Here is an 18,102-nt window from a genome sequence, read left to right as displayed (position 1 = left end):
ACTCTTGCACGCGCGCTCGGGCGACGTTGTCGCTGTCGTACGACACCGACAACGTCGCATCGAGTCCGCACCGAACAGCGCGCACGCCCGCACGCGCCCGCCCGCGCGCGCACCGTCGCCACGCAGGCGCGCGACGCCAGCCCGCCCGACTACGCCGCCGGCGTCTCCGCCGGCGCCTTCGACGCCCCGTACACGGCCGTCAGGATGCTCTCCACCCACTGGATGAGCGCAGCGTCCGGCAGGGTCTCACCGTGCGGCTTCGGCAGCGGGATGCTCGCCGCGTCCTGCTGCGGGAACCACCGGGCTCCCGGGAACATCCGCTTGAGCCGCACCTGCGCCGAGTCGGCGAGCTCCTTGCCCGCGACCCGCAGGTTCGACCCCATCACGACGACGTCGGAGAGCCCGACCTGCTGCGCCATCCGGCGGAGGCGTGACACCTCGACCAGGGTGAGCACGGCCTGCGGCGGCTGGCCGTACCGGTCGGTGAGCTCGTCGAGGACCATGTCGATGCCCTCGGCCTGCGCCGCGGGGGCGGAGGCGGCGGAGAGCTTCTGGTACGCCTCGAGCCGGAGCCGCTCGGACTCGACGTAGTCGTCCGGGATGTGCGCGTCGACGGGGATCTCGAGCCGGAGCTCGGTCTGCCCCTCGGCGACGTCCCCGCGGAACTGCGAGACGGCCTCGCCGATCATGCGCAGGTAGAGGTCGAACCCGACGCCCGCGATGTGGCCGGACTGCTCCCCGCCGAGCAGGTTGCCCGCCCCGCGGAGCTCGAGGTCCTTCATGGCGACCTGCATGCCCGCGCCGAGCTCGTTGTTCGCGGCGATGGTCTCGAGGCGGTCCTGTGCGGTCTCGGACAGGGGCTTCTCGGCGTCGTAGAGGAAGTACGCGTACCCGCGCTCACGCCCTCGGCCGACACGACCGCGCAGCTGGTGCAGCTGCGACAACCCGTACTTGTCCGCCTTGTCGATGATGAGCGTGTTCGCGTTCGCGATGTCGAGGCCGGTCTCGATGATGGTGGTCGAGACGAGGACGTCGAACCGGCGCTCCCAGAAGTCGACCATCACCTGCTCGAGCGTCGACTCGGACATCTGCCCGTGCGCGACGGCGATGCGGGCGTCGGGGACGATCTCGGCGAGGTGCGCGGCGACGGACTGGATGTCCTTCACGCGGTTGTGCACGTAGAACACCTGTCCCTCGCGCAGGAGCTCGCGGCGGATGGCGGCGGCGACCTGCAGGTCGGACTGCGGCCCGACGAAGGTGAGGATCGGGTGGCGGTCCTCGGGTGGGGTGGCGAGGGTGGACATCTCGCGGATGCCGGTGACCGCCATCTCGAGCGAACGCGGGATCGGCGTCGCGGACATCGCCAGGACGTCGACGTTCGTCTTGAGCTTCTTGAGCTGGTCCTTGTGCTCGACGCCGAACCGCTGCTCCTCGTCGATGATGACCAGGCCGACGTCCTTGAACTGGATGCCCTGCGACAGGATCCGGTGGGTGCCGATGACGATGTCGACCGTGCCGTCGGCGAGGCCCGCGATGGTCTCCTTCGACTCCTTCTCGGTCTGGAACCGGCTGAGGGCGCGCAGGTGCACGGGGAAGCCGGCGAAGCGCTCCTGGAAGGTCTCCATGTGCTGGCGCACGAGGAGCGTCGTGGGGACGAGCACGGCGACCTGCTTGCCGTCCTGCACGGCCTTGAACGCGGCGCGGATCGCGACCTCGGTCTTGCCGTAGCCGACGTCGCCGGAGAGCAGGCGGTCCATCGGGATCGGCCGCTCCATGTCGCGCTTGATCTCGTCGATGGTGGTGAGCTGGTCGGCGGTCTCGGCGAACGGGAACGCCTCTTCCAGCTCGCGTTGCCACGGCGTGTCCGGGCCGAAGGCGTGCCCCTTCGACGCCATCCGCGCGGAGTAGAGCTTCACGAGGTCGACGGCGATGTCGCGGACGGCCTTGCGCGCCTTCGACTTCGCCGAGGCCCAGTCCGAGCCGCCCATCTTCGACAGGGTCGGGGACTCGCCGCCGACGTACCGCGAGAGCTGGTCGAGCTGGTCGGTGGGCACGAAGAGCTTGTCGCCCGGGTACCCGCGCTTCGACGGCGCGTACTCGAGCACGAGGTACTCGCGCTGGGTCTTCACCGCGTTGCGGCCGCCGGAGCTCACCTCGCGCGAGACGAGCTCGACGAACTTGCCGATGCCGTGCGTGGCGTGCACGACGACGTCCCCGGGCTTGAGCTGCAGCGGGTCGACGACGTTCTTGCGCCGGCTCGCGAGCTTCTTGACGGTGCGCGCGCCCTGCTGGACGCTGCGGCCGTAGAACTCGGCCTCGCTGAGGACGGCGATGCGCGGATCCGGGGTGGCGAAGCCGTGCTCGACGGTGGCGGTCGTGACGACGGCGACGCCGGGCTCGGGAGGCGCGGTGACGGTTTCGGCACGGGCGGCGACCCCCGCGTCGGCGAGCACCTGCACCGCCCGTTCGACCAGTCCCTGGCCCTGGGCGGTCACCACGACGGCCCACCCGTCGTCGGTGAGCTGCTTCACGTGCGCGATCGCGCCGTCCGCGCTGCCGGCGAAGCTCGGGATCGCCTCGGCCCGGACGCGGATGTAGTCGCCCGCCTCGGCCACGGCTTCGGCGTCGGTGAGCACGCGCTCGGCGTCGCCCTCGTCCAGCCCGGAGTCGAACGGGGAGACCGTCCACCAGGTGCGCTGCCCGCGGCCGTTCTTGAGCTGCTGGACGGTGAGGAAGTTGCCGGCGTCGAGGTCGATCGGCGCCTGCGCACCGGCGACCGCGGCGCTCCACGCGGCCTGCAGGAACTCGGTGTTCGTCTCGGCGAGGCTGTGCGCGCGGCCGCTCACCCGCTCGGGCGAGAACACCGCGATGACGGAGTCGTCCGGCAGGTAGTCCGTGACCGGCACGAGGTCCTGCACGAGCGCGGGGGCGAGGGACTCCATGCCCTCGACCGGGATCCCCTCGGCGATCTTCGCGAGCATCTGGGAGAGGTTCGGGAACTCGTGCAGCATCTCGCGCGCCCGCTGCCGGACGTCGTCGCTCAGCAGGAGTTCGCGCGAGGCCGTGAGCTCGACGGAGCCGAGGTCGTCGTCAGTCGTGCGCTGGTCGGCAACGGAGAAGGCCTTGATCGCCTCGATCTCGTCGCCGAAGAAGTCGACGCGGACCGGGTGGTCGGCCGTCGGCGGGAAGACGTCGAGGATGCCGCCGCGCACGGCGAATTCACCGCGGCGGGTGACGAGATCGACCCGGGCGTACGCCATGTCCACGAGCTGCCCGGCGATGGTGCCGAGGTCGTTGCCGCGGGACTCGGTGCGGAGGGCGATCGGCGCGAGGGAGGTGAGGTTGCCCGCGATCGGCTGCAGCGCCGCCCGGACGCTCGCCACCACCACGGTCGTGCGGCGCTCGGCCACGGGGGCGTCCTGCCACGCGGCGAGCTTCCGGAGGGTCGCGATGCGCGTGCCGACGGTCTGCGCGCTCGGGCTGAGCCGTTCGTGCGGCAGGGTCTCCCACGCGGGGAACTCGAGGACCTCGGCATCGGGGAGGTAGCTGCCGACCGATGAGCGGACGGCCTCGGCCTCGCGCCCGGTGGCCGTGATCACGAAGACGCACTGTGGCCCGGTGCGTTCGGCCAGCAGGGCGCCGAGCAGTGGCACGCGCAGACCGTCGACGACCGAGAAGTCGGCGTCACGGGGTGCGGCGCGGAGGACGCGATCGAACGCGGAGGCGCGCGTGAGCGCAGGGATGATGCCCGAGATCGTCACTCAGCAGATGGTACCGGCGGCCCCCGACACTCGTGCAGCCGTGCGCGGGCGGCGAACACGCAGGTGTCGCGGCAGCCGGGGTCAGTGCCGTCGGTCGGTCGGCCTCGTCGTCCGTCGCCAGAGCAGCAGCAGCATGCCGGAGGCGATCCCGGCCACCGCGACCAGGGCGAGCGCGCCGGTCGGCCCGGGGGCGCCCGTACTGGCGAGCGTCCCGCGGACCGCGGCGGTGCCCTCGGCGTCCGGGTCCGGGGCGGCGACCGCCGACGGCGCGGGGGCCGGGACGTTCCGGGCATCGGGAGCAGATGCCACGGGCGTGCTGCTCCCCGTGTCCGGACGCGGGTCGGCCGGAGACGACGCACCGGGCGCCGGCACAGCGCCCGACGGCGACGGTGCCGGTGCCGGTGCCGGGCCCCCGGGCGACGGTGACGGTGCAGGTGCAGGTGTCGGCGCCCCGGTCGACGGCGACGGTACCGGCGCTGGCGCTGGCGTCCCGGCCGAGGGCGGGGCCGGGGTGCCGCCCGACGACGGCGGCACCGTCCCGGTCTCCCCGGACGGTGGTTCCGCTCCCCCGACCGGCGTCGCCTCGACCACGCGGCGCTGGTTGTAGTCGGCCACCGCGATCCGGTCCCCGGGCCCGACCGTCACGGCCGTCGGGTTCATCATCGGCGACCCGTCCGGCGCACCCGACAACGCGACCGCCCAGTCGCCGTCCTGCCGCACGTACACCCGCCCACCGCCGTTGTCGCCCACGACGACCGAGCCGTCCGCCAGCAGGGCGACCCCGCGTAGGCGCACCCGTCCCTGGTCGTCGCGGACGGTGCCGAGGGAGGTCACCGTCCCGGTGCGGCGCTCCACCTGCCAGACGCCGTCCGTGCTGCCGTCCGCCACCGTCAGCACGGAGCCGTCCGCCGACAGTGCGACGCCGGCCGGATCGGTCCACGGGCCGTCGACCGCGCGCCAGACGGGATCGGACGCGGAGGTGTCCGTCTCCCAGAGCGCGCCGCTGCCGGGAGCGGTGGCGAAAAGCCGCGCGCCGTCCACGGCGAGTTCGGAGACCGCACGCGACGAGGGCCCGGGGAAGCGGCGCGCGACGTCGTGCCCGTCCACCACGGCGATCGTCCCGGGCCCGCCGGTCGTGGTGCGACGACCGGCTTCGGCCACGAGCAGTCGGCCGTCGTCCGCCTCGACCAGTGCGGACGGGTTCCACATCGACCGGTCGTCCGTGCCGAATGGGACCACGACCGACCACGTGCCGTCTGGGTCACGTCGGACGACGCCGTTCCCGGCGAAGTCGGCGACGAGGAGGGCACCGGAACGCGTGTACCGAACGTCGACGGGAGCGGAGAACGACGTCGCGGCACCGGGAGCGTCCGTGGTCGCCGTCGTCGGACTCCAGGTCGCCGCTGCCGCCGTGGCGGACGCTGACACGCCGAGCGCCGCAGCCGTACCGGTGACCGCGAGGAGCAGGACGACGCCGACCGCGGACGGCGACCACCATCGAGTCGGTGGACCGGACCGGTGCAGCGCCACGGGAAGACCCCCTCGTTCGTCGGGGATCGGGCATCCCCGGCCAGAACCTACCGACCACGGGGGACGCCGTGGTCCCCCAGTTCGGGGACCGAGCGCTCAGGACGGGGCGTGCACGCGCTGCTGTGCTGCGAGGAGCCCGAGGTCCGCGATCGCCTCGACCGCGTCGGCGCCGTCCGCCAGCAGGTTCGGCAGCGTCTTCTTCTCGGTCGGCGAGAAGTCACGCAGCACGTAGTCGGCCGGGTCCTGGCGCCCGGGGGGTCGGCCGATGCCGATCCGCACGCGGGTGAACTCGTTGGTCCCCGTGGCCTTGATGATGTCGCGCAGGCCGTTGTGCCCGCCGTGCCCGCCACTGCCCTTCAGGCGGACGGTGTCGAACGGCAGGTCCAGCTCGTCGTGCACGACGACGAGGTCGGCCGGGGTGGCGCTGTAGAACCCGAGCACGCTCGAGACCGGGCCACCCGAGGTGTTCATGAACGACCCGGGCTTGGCGAGCACCAGGCGGGGTCCCCCGGGAACCAGGCGCCCCTCGGCGACCTGGTTCGGGGTCTTGTGCTTCTTGAACGTCGCGCCCATGCGAGCGGCGAGTTCGTCGAGGACCATCTGGCCGACGTTGTGACGGTTGCCCGCGTAGCCGGGCCCGGGGTTCCCGAGCCCGACCACGACGAGCGTCTTGCCTGTCATCAGCGTCGGCCAGATGTCCGCGGAGGGGTGTTACTCGGAGTCGGCCGGGGCGGAGCCGCCCTCGGTGCCGGACTCGGCGCCCGCCTCGGCAGCGGCCTCGTCGGCGGCGTCGTCGTCGGCGGTGCCACGCGGGGTGACGATCGCGACGACGAGTGCCTCGGCGTCGGTCTCGAGCTCGGCGCCCTCGGGGAGCTGGAGCTGCGAGGCGTGGATCTGCGTGCCGTCCTCGAGGCCCTCGACGTCGACGACGACGTGCTCGGGGATCGAGGTGGCGAGCACCAGGAGCGAGACCGTGTTGAGGTCCTGCACGTGGATGGTGCCGGAGAAGGACTCGCCCTCGACGACGACGGGCACGTCGACCGTGACCTTCTCGCCGCGGCGCAGGACCACGAGGTCGATGTGCTCGATGATCTGGCGCACCGGGTCACGCTGGACGTCCTTGACGAGGGCGAGCTGGGCCGCACCCTCGATGTCGAGGTCGACGACCGCGTTGGCGGTACGGACGAGCAGCATGGTCTCGTGGCCGGGCAGCGTGATGTGCTTCGGCTCGGTGCCGTGGCCGTAGACGACCGCGGGGATCTTGTCGGCGGCACGGAGCTTGCGAGCAGCGCCCTTGCCGAACTTGGTGCGGACTTCCGCTGCGAGCTTGGTGTAGTCGGCCATGGTGTCTCCTGGTCTCGGGGACGACACCGGGGTGCCGGCATCGTGGGGGTCTGTGGTGTTGCAACTCGAACGCGTGCACGCGTGAGGAACGTTCCCAAGCTGGGCCGGGTCTCCCACCGCGTCGATCACGGCCGCGCATGCGCGGCCCTCGCCGAAGTCAGTCACCGAGTCTAGCAGGACCGATCCGGGCGTGTCGCACCGTGCCCTGGACGTCGGCGCAGGCGGCCTGGAGGCGCGGTGCGGGCCCGCACCGCGCCTCCAGGACGCAGGTGGTCGCGTCAGTGGCCCGCCGCTTCGGCGCCCTCCGGCACCTTGAGGAAGGACAGCACCACGAACGCGAGCACGTAGAGGCCGACGAACGTCCAGACGACGCCGCCGGGGCCGCCCCAGGGCAGCACGGCGCTGACGACGGCGTTGCCGAGGAAGGTCGCACCACCCGCTGCGGTGGCGTACATGGCCATCGCGGCGCCACGGCGCTCCTCGCCGGCGAAGGCGGGGACGATCGCGCCCATCGGCGTGAACCCGGCGAGCATGATGCCGAAGACGGTGCCGGCGGCGGTCGCCAGCCAGAAGCCCCACTCGGAGCCGGCCGGCACGAGGTGCGGGACGTACCACCACGCGAGCAGGCCGATCGCCGAGGCGCCGATGCCGAACCACTTCACGGTGCGGATCCAGCCGATGCGGTCGCCGAGGGCGCCGAAGAACGCGTTGAACAGGATGTTGCCGGCGTAGACGATCACGGTCATCGTCAGCCACTTCGACTGGCCCCAACCGAGCTCCGTGCCGATGATCGCGGGCATGATCACGAACATGCCGAACTCCGGGGCGGTGTTCACGAGCCGGATGAGGACCGCGAGCAGGACCTTCGGGCGCTTGACGCAGACCTCGATGCCGCTCGCGATCACCCGGGCGGCGGAGTGCGAGCGCGGCGCGATCCGACCGAGGCCGGTGGGCTCGTGCACGCCGAACCGGACGATCGCCCAGCCGACCGCGACGAGGAGCAGCGACAGCGCCATCGACCAGGTCTCCCCGGTGTGGCCGCCGCCGAACGCGGGGATGGTGCCGATCGCGATGAGCGAGCCGAGCGTCGGCAGGCCGCCCGTGAAGACCACGTAGAACCAGCCGACGGCGGTGGCGTTCCGCTCGCGGGCGACCGTGTGGTTCACCCAGCAGAGGAAGGAGAACGCGAACAGCGGGAAGCCGAGGCCCCGCAGGAAGTACGTCAGCGCGATGAGGCCGACCGAACCGGTGGGCAGCGCCGCGAGGAACGCGACCTGGAACACGACCCAGAGCACGGCGCCGATGGTCATCACCCGGCGCGGGCCCCACAGTTCGGACAGCACGCCGGCGAAGTACGACGCGACGAGGACCGCGACGCCGTAGAGGCCGATCACCATCGCGGCGCTGTCGACCCCGCCGGAACCGAGCGCGGCCGCGATGTGCGGGGAGATGAAGTTGGACTCGATGCCGTCGCCGGTCATGAAGACCAGGACGCCGAGGAAGCCCCAGCGAAGCGGGTGCGGGATGCCGAGGCGGGCGAGGAGTCCCTCGCGGGTGGCTGCCGGCGGTGGTGCGGCGGTGCCGAACTCGGGCGCGGTGACGCCGTGCGGCGGCGTGAGGGTGGTGGTGCGGGCGGTGCGGGGTTCCGACATGTGTCGTCTCTCCTGGAGGGGCCCCGGAGTGCTCGACCCGGCATCGCGGCATGTCTCCGGGGTGCGCCGCGCGCCGTGCAGCGCCTCGCCCGCGCAGTGGCTGCGGGTGGGGTGCTGCGTCGGCGATGATGCGAGTCCTGTACCCGGGCCGCCCGGTGCTGTCGTCGGGGCGGACCCGGCGGACCATCGCCGGCCCGAAGCATGGTGCCCGAGATTAGACCGCTCCAACGCAGTCCGTCAAGAACGACAACTGTTGGGTAACGATGTGGGCTCCGGGGCCGCTCGCAGAGTACTGGTCAGTCCACGTCGGACGGCGCCGCCGGTGCCAGGTCGCGGATGAACTCGTCGAGGTGCCGGTCGACCTCGCGTTGATCGGGCTCCGCCGCGCGCAGGACCGCGGCGTCCGAGGCCGTCACGTGCAGAAGCCGCTGCCACTCGGCGTCGTACAGCGCCTCGCGGTAGCCCGACGAGTCCTGGCAGGCGACGTCCCGCTCGGCGATCGCGACCTCGGCGTCCTGCACCGGCGTCGACACCAGGTTCGTGCCGTAGTCCATCCGCATCGACTGCGAGGGCATCTCGCTCGGCGCTCCGGGCAGGTCGCCGACGGCGGCGTCCGCCATGCACGTCCGCCAGCGCGCCGCTGCCGTCACGACCGTCTCGTCGTTCCGCGCGGCCGTCCCGGCGAGGAAGGTCAGACGCTTCGCGGTCATCGAGGCGCTCTGCACGCTGCCGTCCGCGTCGGCGGTCCCGACGGTGCGTTCGGCCTGGCGGAAACAGCGGGTGACGGCGGACTGCGAGGCGTCGGCGAAGGCGGCGTTCCGCTCCGGGTCGTCACCCCACGCGCGGCGGCCGTCCCGGTTCGCGCCGACGGTCGACGGCGCGTGGTAGCCCCGCGTCCGCGCGGTGTCCTCGTCGAGCGGGCGGGTCGACGACAGCGCCGGGGCCGGGTTGCCGCGCTCGGGGGGCTCCGCCGCATCCGAGGCCGCTTCGAGGCCGTCGAGGGTCGCCCACGGCGGCGGGAAGTCGATGCCCGCCTTCCGCAGACACGGCTGCATGACGAGGTCCTCGCCGTAGGAGGCCTTGTCCGACCCCGGCTGGACCCAACCGTCCAACGGCATCGCCCACGTGGCGACGTCCCGCTCGACGGTCGGCTCGATCGCTCGGTCCGCCGGTTCGGGGAGGGCGTGCACGACGCCGGCGCCGAGTCCGACGAGCACGAGGGCGAGGGTGCCGGTCTTCGCGGCACGGATGGTGAGTCGCATGGTTCCCCCTAGGCGCGGACGAGGCCGCGTTCGTGTGCGGTGATGACGACCTGGATGCGGTTCCGGAGTCCGAGCTTCGTGAGCACCGCGCGCACGTGGGACTTCACGGTCGCCTCGCTGAGGAACACGGCAGCGGCGATCTCCTGGTTGCTGAGCCCCTTCGCGATGAGCAGGAAGACCTCTCGCTCGCGGGCGGTCAGGGCGTCGAGGACCTCGTCACGTCGGTGCGTCTCGACGGGCACGCCCTGGGCGCGCAGGAGGTCGAGCGCCTCGGCCTCGGTCGGTGCCGGGCGCCCCTCGTGCACGTCGCGGATCGTGGCGGTCACGACGTCCGGGAGCGCGTCCTTCGTGAGGAACGCCGCCGCCCCGCCCCGGAGTGCGGCGAGCACCGCGTCGTCGCGGCGGATCGTGGTGAGGGCGACCACCCGGGGCCGGTCCTCGCCGGTCGCAGCCAGCCGGGCGAGCGTCTCGATGCCGTTCAGCACCGGCATGCGCAGGTCGAGCAGGAGGACGTCGGGCTGCACGGACGCGCACAGCTCCAGGGCCGCGGCGCCGTCCCCCGCGGTCCCCACGCAGGTCATGTCGGGCTGTGCGTCCAGGAGCATCTGCATGCCCGACGCGAAGAGTCGTTGGTCGTCGGCGACCGCCACGCGGACCGGGGTCACCGGGCCGCCTCCAGCTCGCCGACGACCGCCACGGGCAACCACGCGGTGACGACGAACTCGTGCTCCTCGTCGCCGGCCCCGGCCCGCAGCCACCCGCCGACCAGTCGGGCCCGCTCCTGCATCCCCGCGATGCCGGAACCGCGACCGTCCGCGACGACGAGCGGGACCGCCCCCGTCGACGTGACGACCACGCCGAGCCCGGGGCCCCGCCAGTCGAGGACGACCCGGACGGTCGCCGTGCGTCCCTGGTGCTTGAGCGCGTTGGTCAGGCTCTCCTGCACGATCCGGTGCACGGCGCCCTGCACGGCCGGAGCGAGGGAACCGGGCTCGCCGTGCTCCTCGAGGACGGCGTCCATGCCGAGCTCGCGCATGTCGGCGACGAGGTCGGGCAGGTGCGTCAGCCCGTGCGGCGCGTCGGGTCCGGTGCCCTGGATCCGCTCGACGAGTGCCCGGACGTCGCCGAGTGCGGAACGACTGACCTCGGCGATGTCCTGCAGTGCCCGGGAAGCGTGCTCGTCCCGCACCGCGATCGCCGCGGCCCCCTGCGCCTGCGACACCACGACGGCGAGCGAGTGGGCCAGCGAGTCGTGCACGTCGCGGGCGATCCGCGCGCGCTCCTGCTCGGCCCGCAACTCGGCGCTCGTGACCTCGGTCTCGTGCTCGGCCCGGGCCGTGCGGACCCGGGCGAGGCCGATCCGCCACGTCGCGCCGATCGCCACGCCGACCGCCCAGGCGATCCCGCTGCCGCCGGCGATGGTCAGCGCGAGGAACACCAGGTCCGAGCGGGTGCCCGCGGTGGACCCCGTCCAGGTCGCCCACACGTCCTGGTCCGCCGCGGAGGCGACCACCATCGCCCAGGCAGCGGCAGCGCTGCCGACGCCGAGCGCCGGGATCGCGAGCCACCGCAGGAGGTCGGAGCGTCCCGCCCCCACGATGCCGGCGACGATCGCGATCGCGAGGTACTCGGGCCAGACCGTCGCATCGGGGCGCGCGAGCAGCCGCAGCGCCTGCAGCAGTGGCACACCGGCGATCATCCCGAGCGCGGTCGCCGGCATCCAGGCCGCGAGCCCGATCGCGACCGCGAAGGCGACGAGGACGACGACGTGGTCGGCGTCCGTGCGGCTGGCCTCGGCGACGAGCCACAGCACGAGGTAGACGGCCCCGGCGATCGGGGCGACGAGGTGCCGTGCACGGCGACGGAGGAAGAAGCGCATGCGGCCGAGCGTAGGGGCGGTGTCCGGCGGGGAGCGAGCGCTGGAGGCGGCTTTCATCCGAGTGGATGAGGCTCGGCCAGTGGTCAGCGGCCGACCTCGCGTCGGTGTTGCTGGGCGGCCGCGAGGATTTCGCGGGCTCGGTCGCTCGTGGTCTCGGCATCGTCACGGGCGTGCCCGAGTCGCGTGACCTCGGCCGTGGCGTCGGCGAGCTGGCGTTCGAGGTCGGTCCGGCGGGCCTCGGCGGTCGCGAGGGCGTCCTCGGCCGCGTCGAGTGCGGCGTCGGCGTCGCGGGAGTCCGTCCGTGCGGCCGTCTCGGCCTCGCGCGCTGCGCGGCGTTCGGCGGCAGGGTCGGTCTCGCGTGAGGAGTCCGGGGCAGGCTCGCGGTCCGGCTCGCGGTCCGGCTTACGTTCGGGCTTGTGGCCCGGCTTGCGTTCGGGCTTGCGGTCGGGTTTCCGGGAGGCGCGGGTCTTCCCCGCCGCGCGTCTCCCCTCCGTGATGGGGATCGGCGCCGCGCCGCTCCCCGACCACGCATCGGGCACCGCATCGGGATCGGCGAGCGCCCCGTCGAGGTCCACGTCGTCGAACCCGGCGCTCTCGAGCGCGCGGGACGAGGAGCCCGGAGCGCACCGCGGCACCGGCGTGCGGGTCCGCCATCGCGGCCTCGATCGTCGCCCGCACCTGGTCGAGCACGGCCGGTGTCACCGGGTGCCCGGCATCGGACGCGAGGTCGGCACCGGCCTGCGTGAGCGCGTCGACCACGCCCGCTCGCTGACGCCGGAGCTTCCGGATGACGGTCGGGTCGGCGTCCGCCTGTGCCTGGCGGATGGCGGGTCCGAGGTCGACGGCCTCGTCCAGTGCGCCCTCGTGCGCCAGCAGGTCGATGACCCAGGCGGCCGGCGCCGGCTTCCGGAGGCCGCCGATCGCCGTCGCGAGGGCACGGTCGTCCTTCCGGACCGCCCGCTGACGAGCCGTCCGCTCGGCGACGAAGTCCGCGGGCGCGACGAGGAGCAGTTCCCTCGCCACGTCCGCGAACCCCATGCGGCCCAGCTTGCCCGCTACCAGTCGTGGACGGTGCCGTCGGCGAGGCGGTTGAAGGGCAGGTACGCCTGCTCGTAGGGGTACTTGCCCGCTTCGTCGACGTCGAGCGAGACCCCGAGGCCCGGCTCGTCGCCGGGGTGCAGGTACCCGTCGGTGAAGGTGAAGGTCTGCCGGAACACCTGGTTCGTCTTCGGGCCGTGCTGCATGTACTCCTGGATGCCGAAGTTGTGGATCGCCAGCCCGAGGTGCATCTGCGCCGCGAGGCCCACCGGCGAGATGTCGGTCGGCCCGTGGAACCCGGACTTGATCTGGTACATCGCGGCGTAGTCCATCGTCTTCTTGAGCGGGGAGATGCCGCCCATGTGGGTCACGGCGCCGCGGACGTAGTCGATGAGCTGGTCGCGGATGATGTCCTTGAAGTCCCAGATCGTGTTGAAGACCTCGCCGATCGCGAGCGGCGTCGTGGTGTGCTGCCGGACGAGCTTCAGGGCCTCCTGGTTCTCGGCCGGGGTGCAGTCCTCGAGCCAGAACAGGTCGTACGGCTCGAGCGACTTGCCGAGCTTCGCCGCCTGCAACGGGGTCATCCGGTGGTGGCCGTCGTGCAGCAGGGGCAGTTCGGGGCCGAACTCGTTCCGGACGGCCTCGAACACGGTGGGCACGTGGCGCAGGTACGCCCGGGTGTCCCAGTCCTCCATCGCGGGGAACGCACCGCGCTGCGCGGGCTCGAAGTCGTAGCGGACGCCCTCGTTCCCCGTCGTCGTCTTGTTCGACGCGATGCCGTAGATCGACTCGAGGCCGGGGACGCCCGTCTGCACGCGGATCGAACGGTAGCCCTCGGACTGGTGCTCACGGATGGAGTCGAACAGCTCCGGCAGCTCCTTGCCCGAGGCGTGGCCGTACGCCATCAGCCCGGTCCGGGAGGCGCCGCCGAGCAACTGGTACACGGGCATCCCCGCGACCTTGCCCTTGATGTCCCAGAGCGCCATGTCCACCGCGGCGATCGCGGCCATCGTGACCGGACCCCGCCGCCAGTACGACGAGCGGTAGAGGAACTGCCAGGCGTCCTCGATCCGGCTCGCGTCGCGGCCGACCAGCAGCGGCACGACGTGCTCGGACAGGTAGGTGGCGACGGCGAGCTCACGACCGTTCAGGGTGGCGTCGCCCAGCCCGGTGACGCCGTCGGCGGTGGTGAGCTTCAGCGTCACGAAGTTGCGGTTCGGGCTCGTGACGATGACCTCGGCGCGGTCGATCAGTTGCCCACGGTCGGCCGACGCCCACGTGTCCGGACGTCCGGCGGTGGGATCGGTCGCCGCGCCGGCGTCGGTCGCACCCGGCACCGGGGCCGCGGGGTTCGTCGTGGTGTCGGTCATGCGTGGACTCCTTCGTCGGTTCTCGTGCGCTCCGCGGTGTCCCGCGCGGCACGGATGCGGTCGGCCGCGGCGGTGATCGCCGCGACGACGGGGGTGGTGTCGAGGTCGGGGGCGATGACGCGCAGCACGTCGTGCACGTCCGAGTCTGCCCCGGGGGCTCCGTCGTCGCTCACCAGGTCGGGCTGCTCGGTCAGGTGCAGCCACCACGCCGCGATGGCGGTCGCGGCACCGGGACCGATGCCCGCGGACGGGTCGCGGTCCAGCCGGTGCCGGAGCACGTCGACCACGCGGACGGGGAGCTTCTCGGAGCCGCCGGCGGCGATCTGCCGGAGGGTGTGCCGGATCCGGGGGTTCGCGAACCGGTCGACCAGGGCGTCCCGCGCCGCGGCGACCTCGGCCGCGGGCAGCGGGAGCTCGAGCACCGCTTCGTCCCAGAGCTGCTCGACGGCCGCCCGGCAGACGGGGTCGCCCATCGCGGAGGCGACCGTGTCGTGGCCGAGCTGCAGACCGAGGTACGCCAGCAGTGAGTGGGACCCGTTCAGGAGCCACAGCTTCCGCTGCTCGTACGGGGTGACGTCGTCGACGATGCGGACGCCGGCGGTCTCCCACGCCGGACGGTCGATCCCCGCGAAGCCGTCCTCGAGCACCCACTCCGCGAAGGGTTCGGTGACCACGGGCACCCGGTCGCCGTCGAGCGCACCGGGGAGCTCCGCCAGCGCCGCCACGTCGTCGTCGGTCGTGGCCGGGGTGATCCGGTCGACCATCGACGAGGGGAACGAGACGTTCGCGTCGACCCAGTCCTGCAGCGCCGGGTCGGACACGGCGGACGTCACCGCGTCACGGAGCACGTCGCCGTTGTGGGTCAGGTTGTCGAGGCTGACGAGCGCGATGCGCCCCGACCTCGCGGTGCGGCGGGCTTCGAGCCCCTCGACCAGGCGGGCCGGGATGTCGGAACCGGACCGGTAGCCCTGCTCGGTGACCGTCAGCGTGACGACGGTGGTCGCCGGGGACGCGACAACGTGCCTCCAGGTCGAGGAGTCGCTGCCCGGGTGGGCGGCAACGATCGTGTCGACCACCTCGGCGTCGTCGCCCGAGGCGGCCCGGGTGACGAGCGTGTACCGGCATCCCTGGGCGTCCAGCGCGTCGGCCGTGTCCGGCGAGCGTCCGGTGAAGGCGGTGATGCCCCACGGCTCGCCGGCGGCGTGCGCCGTGTACCAGGCGAGGTGGGCGCGCGCGAACGCACCCACCCCGAGGTGCACGATGCCGGGTCGGCGATCGGTCATGCCGACACCGGTACGAGGGACCGCAGGTACGCCAGGTTGTCGGCGGTGCGGGCCTCGAGCGGGAGGTCGGTGGAGAAGTCCTCGATCGTGACCCAGCCGTCGTAGCCGACCTGGCGGAGCGCGTCGAGGTACTCGGAGACGGACGCCTGGCCGGTGCGCAGCGGTGCCCACTCGTTCTGCCAGATCGTGCTGCCGTCGGCCCGGGTGTCGCCGGTGTCGGCCCAGCGGGCGTTCTTCACGTGCGCGTGGGCGAGGTACGGGCCGAGGAGCTCGAACGCGGCGAGGTGGTCCTCGTACCCCTCGATCACGAGGTTGCCGAGGTCGTGGATGACGCCGACGTGCTCCGGGTCGAGGCCGTCGACGAGCCGGAGCGCCGCCGACGCCGAAGGCGTGATCGTCATGTGGTGCAGCTCGACGAGTGCCTTCACACCGAGCTCGGTCGCACGCGAGACGGCCCACTCGAGGTCCGCCCGGGTGCGGTCGAAGATCTGCGTGTAGGTCTCGCCGGTGCGCTCCTTCTCCTGCCGGTACATCGGCATCGAGACGCGGACCTGGCGGGCGCCGAGCTCGCTCGTGACGCGGAGCATGGTGTCGACGCCGTCACGGTTCGACGCCTGCTGGTACCCGCCGATGCCGGAGTACTCCAGCCCGGCGGCGTCGGTGGTGCGGGCGATCTCGCCGACCTGGTCCTCGATGCCGGTGAACTGCCACGTGGAGTTGTTGCCGGCCCAGAATGAACGCCCGGCGGGCACCGTCTCGCCGGAGGCCGGACGGTCGTCGACGATGCGCCATTCGATGCCGTCCCAGCCCTGCTCGGCGAGTGTCTGCGCGGCCTGTGACGGGGTCCAGTCGGGGGTGGAGGCGGTGAACACGGAGAACTTCATCGGGTGGCTCCTTCTGCTGCGTGTGCGCCGACGACGGGGACGACGTCGTCGTACGCGCCCTCGATCACGTCGTCGATCCGGACGGGCTTGCCGAGCGTCGCGCTGACGTAGAGGCCGCGGACGGTGGCGAGGGACACGAGGGCCGCGTCGACCGTGACGCCGGGTTCGCGGCCGTCGCGGATCGCCGCGACGATGTCGGTGTACTGCCGGGCGTGACCGGCGGCGAAGTGGTCGGGTTCGGCCGGGCCGCCGACGACGTGCTCCGGCGGGACGACCTCGTCCTTCTGGTCGACCGCGCCGGCGACGGCCGTGGCGTTCGCGGTGGTGGACGCGGACTCGAGCGTCGCCGCGTCGGGGGCGATGTGGAAGTACGCCAGGCGGTCGTCGTCGACGATCGCGGACCCGTGCGTGCCGTAGACGGCGTAGCGGGCGGAGAGGCCCGGGTACGCGGCGGTCGTGCAGTGGATGACGCCGAGCGCTCCCCCGGCGAACCGGACGGTGGCGACCGCGGTGTCCTCGACCTCGATCCGGTCGTGCGCGAGCAGGCCGGTCTGCGCCGAGATCTCGACCGGACGGCCGAGCGCCCAGACGAGCAGGTCGACGGTGTGCACGCCCTGGTTCATCACCGCGCCGCCGCCGTCGAGCGCCCAGGTGCCGCGCCAGTCGCCGGAGTCGTAGTAGCCCTGCGAGCGGTACCAGGCGACGCTCGCGAGGCCGGAGGTCACGGTGCCGAACCCGCCGTCGTGGGCGGCTGCTGCAACGGCGGCGGAGGCCGGGTCGAATCGGTGCTGGCTGATGACGCTCGTCACCAGTCCGCGCGCTCGTGCGGAGGCGGCGAGTGCGGCGATCTGCCGTGCGCGGGGCATCGTGGTGTCGAGGGGCTTCTCGATGACGACGTGCTTGCCGGCGGCGAGGGCGGCTTCGGCCAGCTGGACGTGCATGCCGGACGGCGAGCAGATCGCGACGACGTCGATGTCGGTCTGCGCGATCGCTTCCTCGATGGTGGACGTCGTGATGGGGCGGGTGACGCCCATCGCCTCGATCTCGTCGGCGGCGCTCGTGGCCGCTGCGGGGATCGCGTCGACGAGGGCGACGACCTGCAGGTCCGGGTGGCGGACGGCGACCTTGGCGTGGTGGCGTCCGATGACGCCGGCGCCGACGACGGCGAGCTTGAGCGGGGTGGGTTCGGTCATCGCAGGGTGACTCCGATCTGGTCGGTGAGCTTCCGGAGGGCACGACCGGCGCGGCCGAACGCCGCGGGGCCGGAGAATCCGCCGAGGTGGGTGAAGTCGCTGAGGTGCGGCTCGAGCGAGGCGTAGCCGGAGTACCCGGCGTCGCGCAGCGCGGTGAGGGTCTGCAGCAGTTCGCCGTCGCCCTCACCCGCGGGGACCACCGACGAGTCCGCGGCGAGGGCGTCCTTGACCTGCAGGTAGTCGACGTACGGCGCGAGCTGTGCCCATCCGTCGGTGAACGGCTTGACGCCGCACTGGACGTAGTTCGCGTTGTCCCAGGCGAGTCGGAGCGCGGGCGAGCCGACGCTCTCGACGATGTCGAGCACGCGTGAGGGGACGTCGCCGTAGATGTCCTTCTCGTTCTCGTGCAGCAGCGTGACGCCCTCGCGCTCGGCGAGGTCGGCCAGGGCGCGCATCCGGACGAGGACGTCGTCGCGGACGGCTTCGGGCTGCCGGCCCTCGAAGTAGAACGAGAAGATCCGGATGTTCGTGGTGCCGAGGGCGTGCGCGGCGGCGATCGCGCGGCCGAGTCGTCCGACCTCGTGCTCGACGGGCTCGTCGACCGAAACCTTGCCGATCGGCGAGGCGATGGCGGACACGGTCTGCCCGCGTTCCTCGAACAGACGGTGCAGGCCGGCGAGCTGGTCCTCGTCGAGGTCGACGACGTTCACCCCCCAGGCGCTGCGGACCTCGATGGCGCTGGCGCCGAGCGCCTGCAGCACCGCGACCTGGATCGCCGGATCGGCGTCGATCTCGTCGCCGAAACCGGAGAGTTCCCAACTGGGCTGGGTCATTGCATTCCCTTCATGCGACCAGCCTGGAGGCGCGGGGCGGGCTGGCACCGCGCCTCCAGGCAGTCTGTGGACA

Annotated in this window: 15 protein-coding genes; 1 reads left to right on the top strand and 14 read right to left on the bottom strand. The window is 72.6% G+C overall.

Features of this window, described 5'->3' with window-relative positions:
* Positions 1-149: 149 nt before the first annotated feature.
* From mfd to QE359_RS08495, 9 genes are all read right to left on the bottom strand, one after another.
* Positions 150-3,761: a transcription-repair coupling factor gene (gene mfd, locus QE359_RS08535; RefSeq protein WP_309778843.1), complete on the bottom strand. Its 3,612-nt coding sequence runs from the start codon at positions 3,759-3,761 to the stop codon at positions 150-152.
* A gap of 81 nt (positions 3,762-3,842) precedes the next feature.
* Positions 3,843-5,291: a hypothetical protein gene (locus QE359_RS08530; protein WP_309778842.1), complete on the bottom strand. Its 1,449-nt coding sequence runs from the start codon at positions 5,289-5,291 to the stop codon at positions 3,843-3,845.
* Between the two features lie 96 nt (positions 5,292-5,387).
* Positions 5,388-5,972, bottom strand: coding sequence for an aminoacyl-tRNA hydrolase (gene pth / locus QE359_RS08525; protein ID WP_070416779.1), 585 nt, complete (start codon positions 5,970-5,972; stop codon positions 5,388-5,390).
* Positions 5,973-6,002: 30 nt separating this feature from the next.
* Positions 6,003-6,635 (bottom strand): 50S ribosomal protein L25/general stress protein Ctc, encoded by a 633-nt coding sequence (locus QE359_RS08520; RefSeq protein WP_309778841.1) that lies wholly within the window; start codon positions 6,633-6,635, stop codon positions 6,003-6,005.
* A gap of 278 nt (positions 6,636-6,913) precedes the next feature.
* Positions 6,914-8,287 (bottom strand): RbtT/DalT/CsbX family MFS transporter, encoded by a 1,374-nt coding sequence (locus QE359_RS08515; protein WP_309778840.1) that lies wholly within the window; start codon positions 8,285-8,287, stop codon positions 6,914-6,916.
* Positions 8,288-8,583: 296 nt separating this feature from the next.
* The gene (locus QE359_RS08510) at positions 8,584-9,549 is read right to left on the bottom strand and encodes a hypothetical protein (protein WP_309778839.1); all 966 of its coding nucleotides are present in this window, start codon (positions 9,547-9,549) and stop codon (positions 8,584-8,586) included.
* An 8-nt stretch (positions 9,550-9,557) separates the two neighbouring features.
* Complete coding sequence (locus QE359_RS08505) at positions 9,558-10,214, bottom strand: response regulator transcription factor (RefSeq protein WP_309778838.1); 657 nt, start codon at positions 10,212-10,214, stop codon at positions 9,558-9,560.
* The gene (locus QE359_RS08500) at positions 10,211-11,428 is read right to left on the bottom strand and encodes a histidine kinase (RefSeq protein ID WP_309778837.1); all 1,218 of its coding nucleotides are present in this window, start codon (positions 11,426-11,428) and stop codon (positions 10,211-10,213) included. The genes QE359_RS08505 and QE359_RS08500 overlap by 4 nt, the downstream gene beginning before the upstream one ends.
* Positions 11,429-11,511: 83 nt before the next feature.
* Positions 11,512-12,003 carry a hypothetical protein gene (locus tag QE359_RS08495; RefSeq protein WP_309778836.1) on the bottom strand — a complete coding sequence of 164 codons (492 nt, stop codon included), beginning with the start codon at positions 12,001-12,003 and terminating at the stop codon, positions 11,512-11,514.
* Positions 12,004-12,133: 130 nt separating this feature from the next.
* Here QE359_RS08495 and QE359_RS08490 point away from each other — a divergent pair, with 130 nt between their 5' ends.
* Positions 12,134-12,544, top strand: a complete 411-nt coding sequence (locus tag QE359_RS08490; RefSeq protein ID WP_309778835.1) for a hypothetical protein — start codon at positions 12,134-12,136, stop codon at positions 12,542-12,544.
* On the opposite strand, the gene manD is transcribed toward QE359_RS08490, so the two are convergent.
* From manD to QE359_RS08465, 5 genes are read right to left on the bottom strand one after another with little or no spacing between them, the layout of a single operon-like run.
* Positions 12,484-13,836 carry a D-mannonate dehydratase ManD gene (gene manD / locus QE359_RS08485; protein WP_229086823.1) on the bottom strand — a complete coding sequence of 451 codons (1,353 nt, stop codon included), beginning with the start codon at positions 13,834-13,836 and terminating at the stop codon, positions 12,484-12,486. The genes QE359_RS08490 and manD overlap by 61 nt on opposite strands.
* Positions 13,833-15,119, bottom strand: coding sequence for a mannitol dehydrogenase family protein (locus QE359_RS08480; protein WP_309778834.1), 1,287 nt, complete (start codon positions 15,117-15,119; stop codon positions 13,833-13,835). The genes manD and QE359_RS08480 overlap by 4 nt, the downstream gene beginning before the upstream one ends.
* On the bottom strand, positions 15,116-16,003 hold the full coding sequence (locus QE359_RS08475; RefSeq protein WP_309778833.1) for a sugar phosphate isomerase/epimerase family protein: 888 nt from the start codon (positions 16,001-16,003) through the stop codon (positions 15,116-15,118). Before QE359_RS08475 ends, QE359_RS08480 begins: the two co-directional genes overlap by 4 nt.
* A complete protein-coding gene (locus tag QE359_RS08470; protein WP_309778832.1) occupies positions 16,000-17,196 on the bottom strand; it encodes a Gfo/Idh/MocA family oxidoreductase in 1,197 nt (398 codons plus the stop codon). The genes QE359_RS08475 and QE359_RS08470 overlap by 4 nt, the downstream gene beginning before the upstream one ends.
* Positions 17,193-18,029, bottom strand: coding sequence for a sugar phosphate isomerase/epimerase (locus QE359_RS08465; RefSeq protein WP_229086827.1), 837 nt, complete (start codon positions 18,027-18,029; stop codon positions 17,193-17,195). The genes QE359_RS08470 and QE359_RS08465 overlap by 4 nt, the downstream gene beginning before the upstream one ends.
* Positions 18,030-18,102: the final 73 nt, after the last annotated feature.

The sequence above is a fragment of the Curtobacterium sp. SORGH_AS_0776 genome, assembly GCF_031453355.1.
Taxonomy (GTDB): Bacteria; Actinomycetota; Actinomycetes; order Actinomycetales; family Microbacteriaceae; genus Curtobacterium.
The sequence above is the reverse complement of the archived record's forward strand: the minus strand, read 5'-3'. Positions and strand labels throughout refer to the sequence as shown.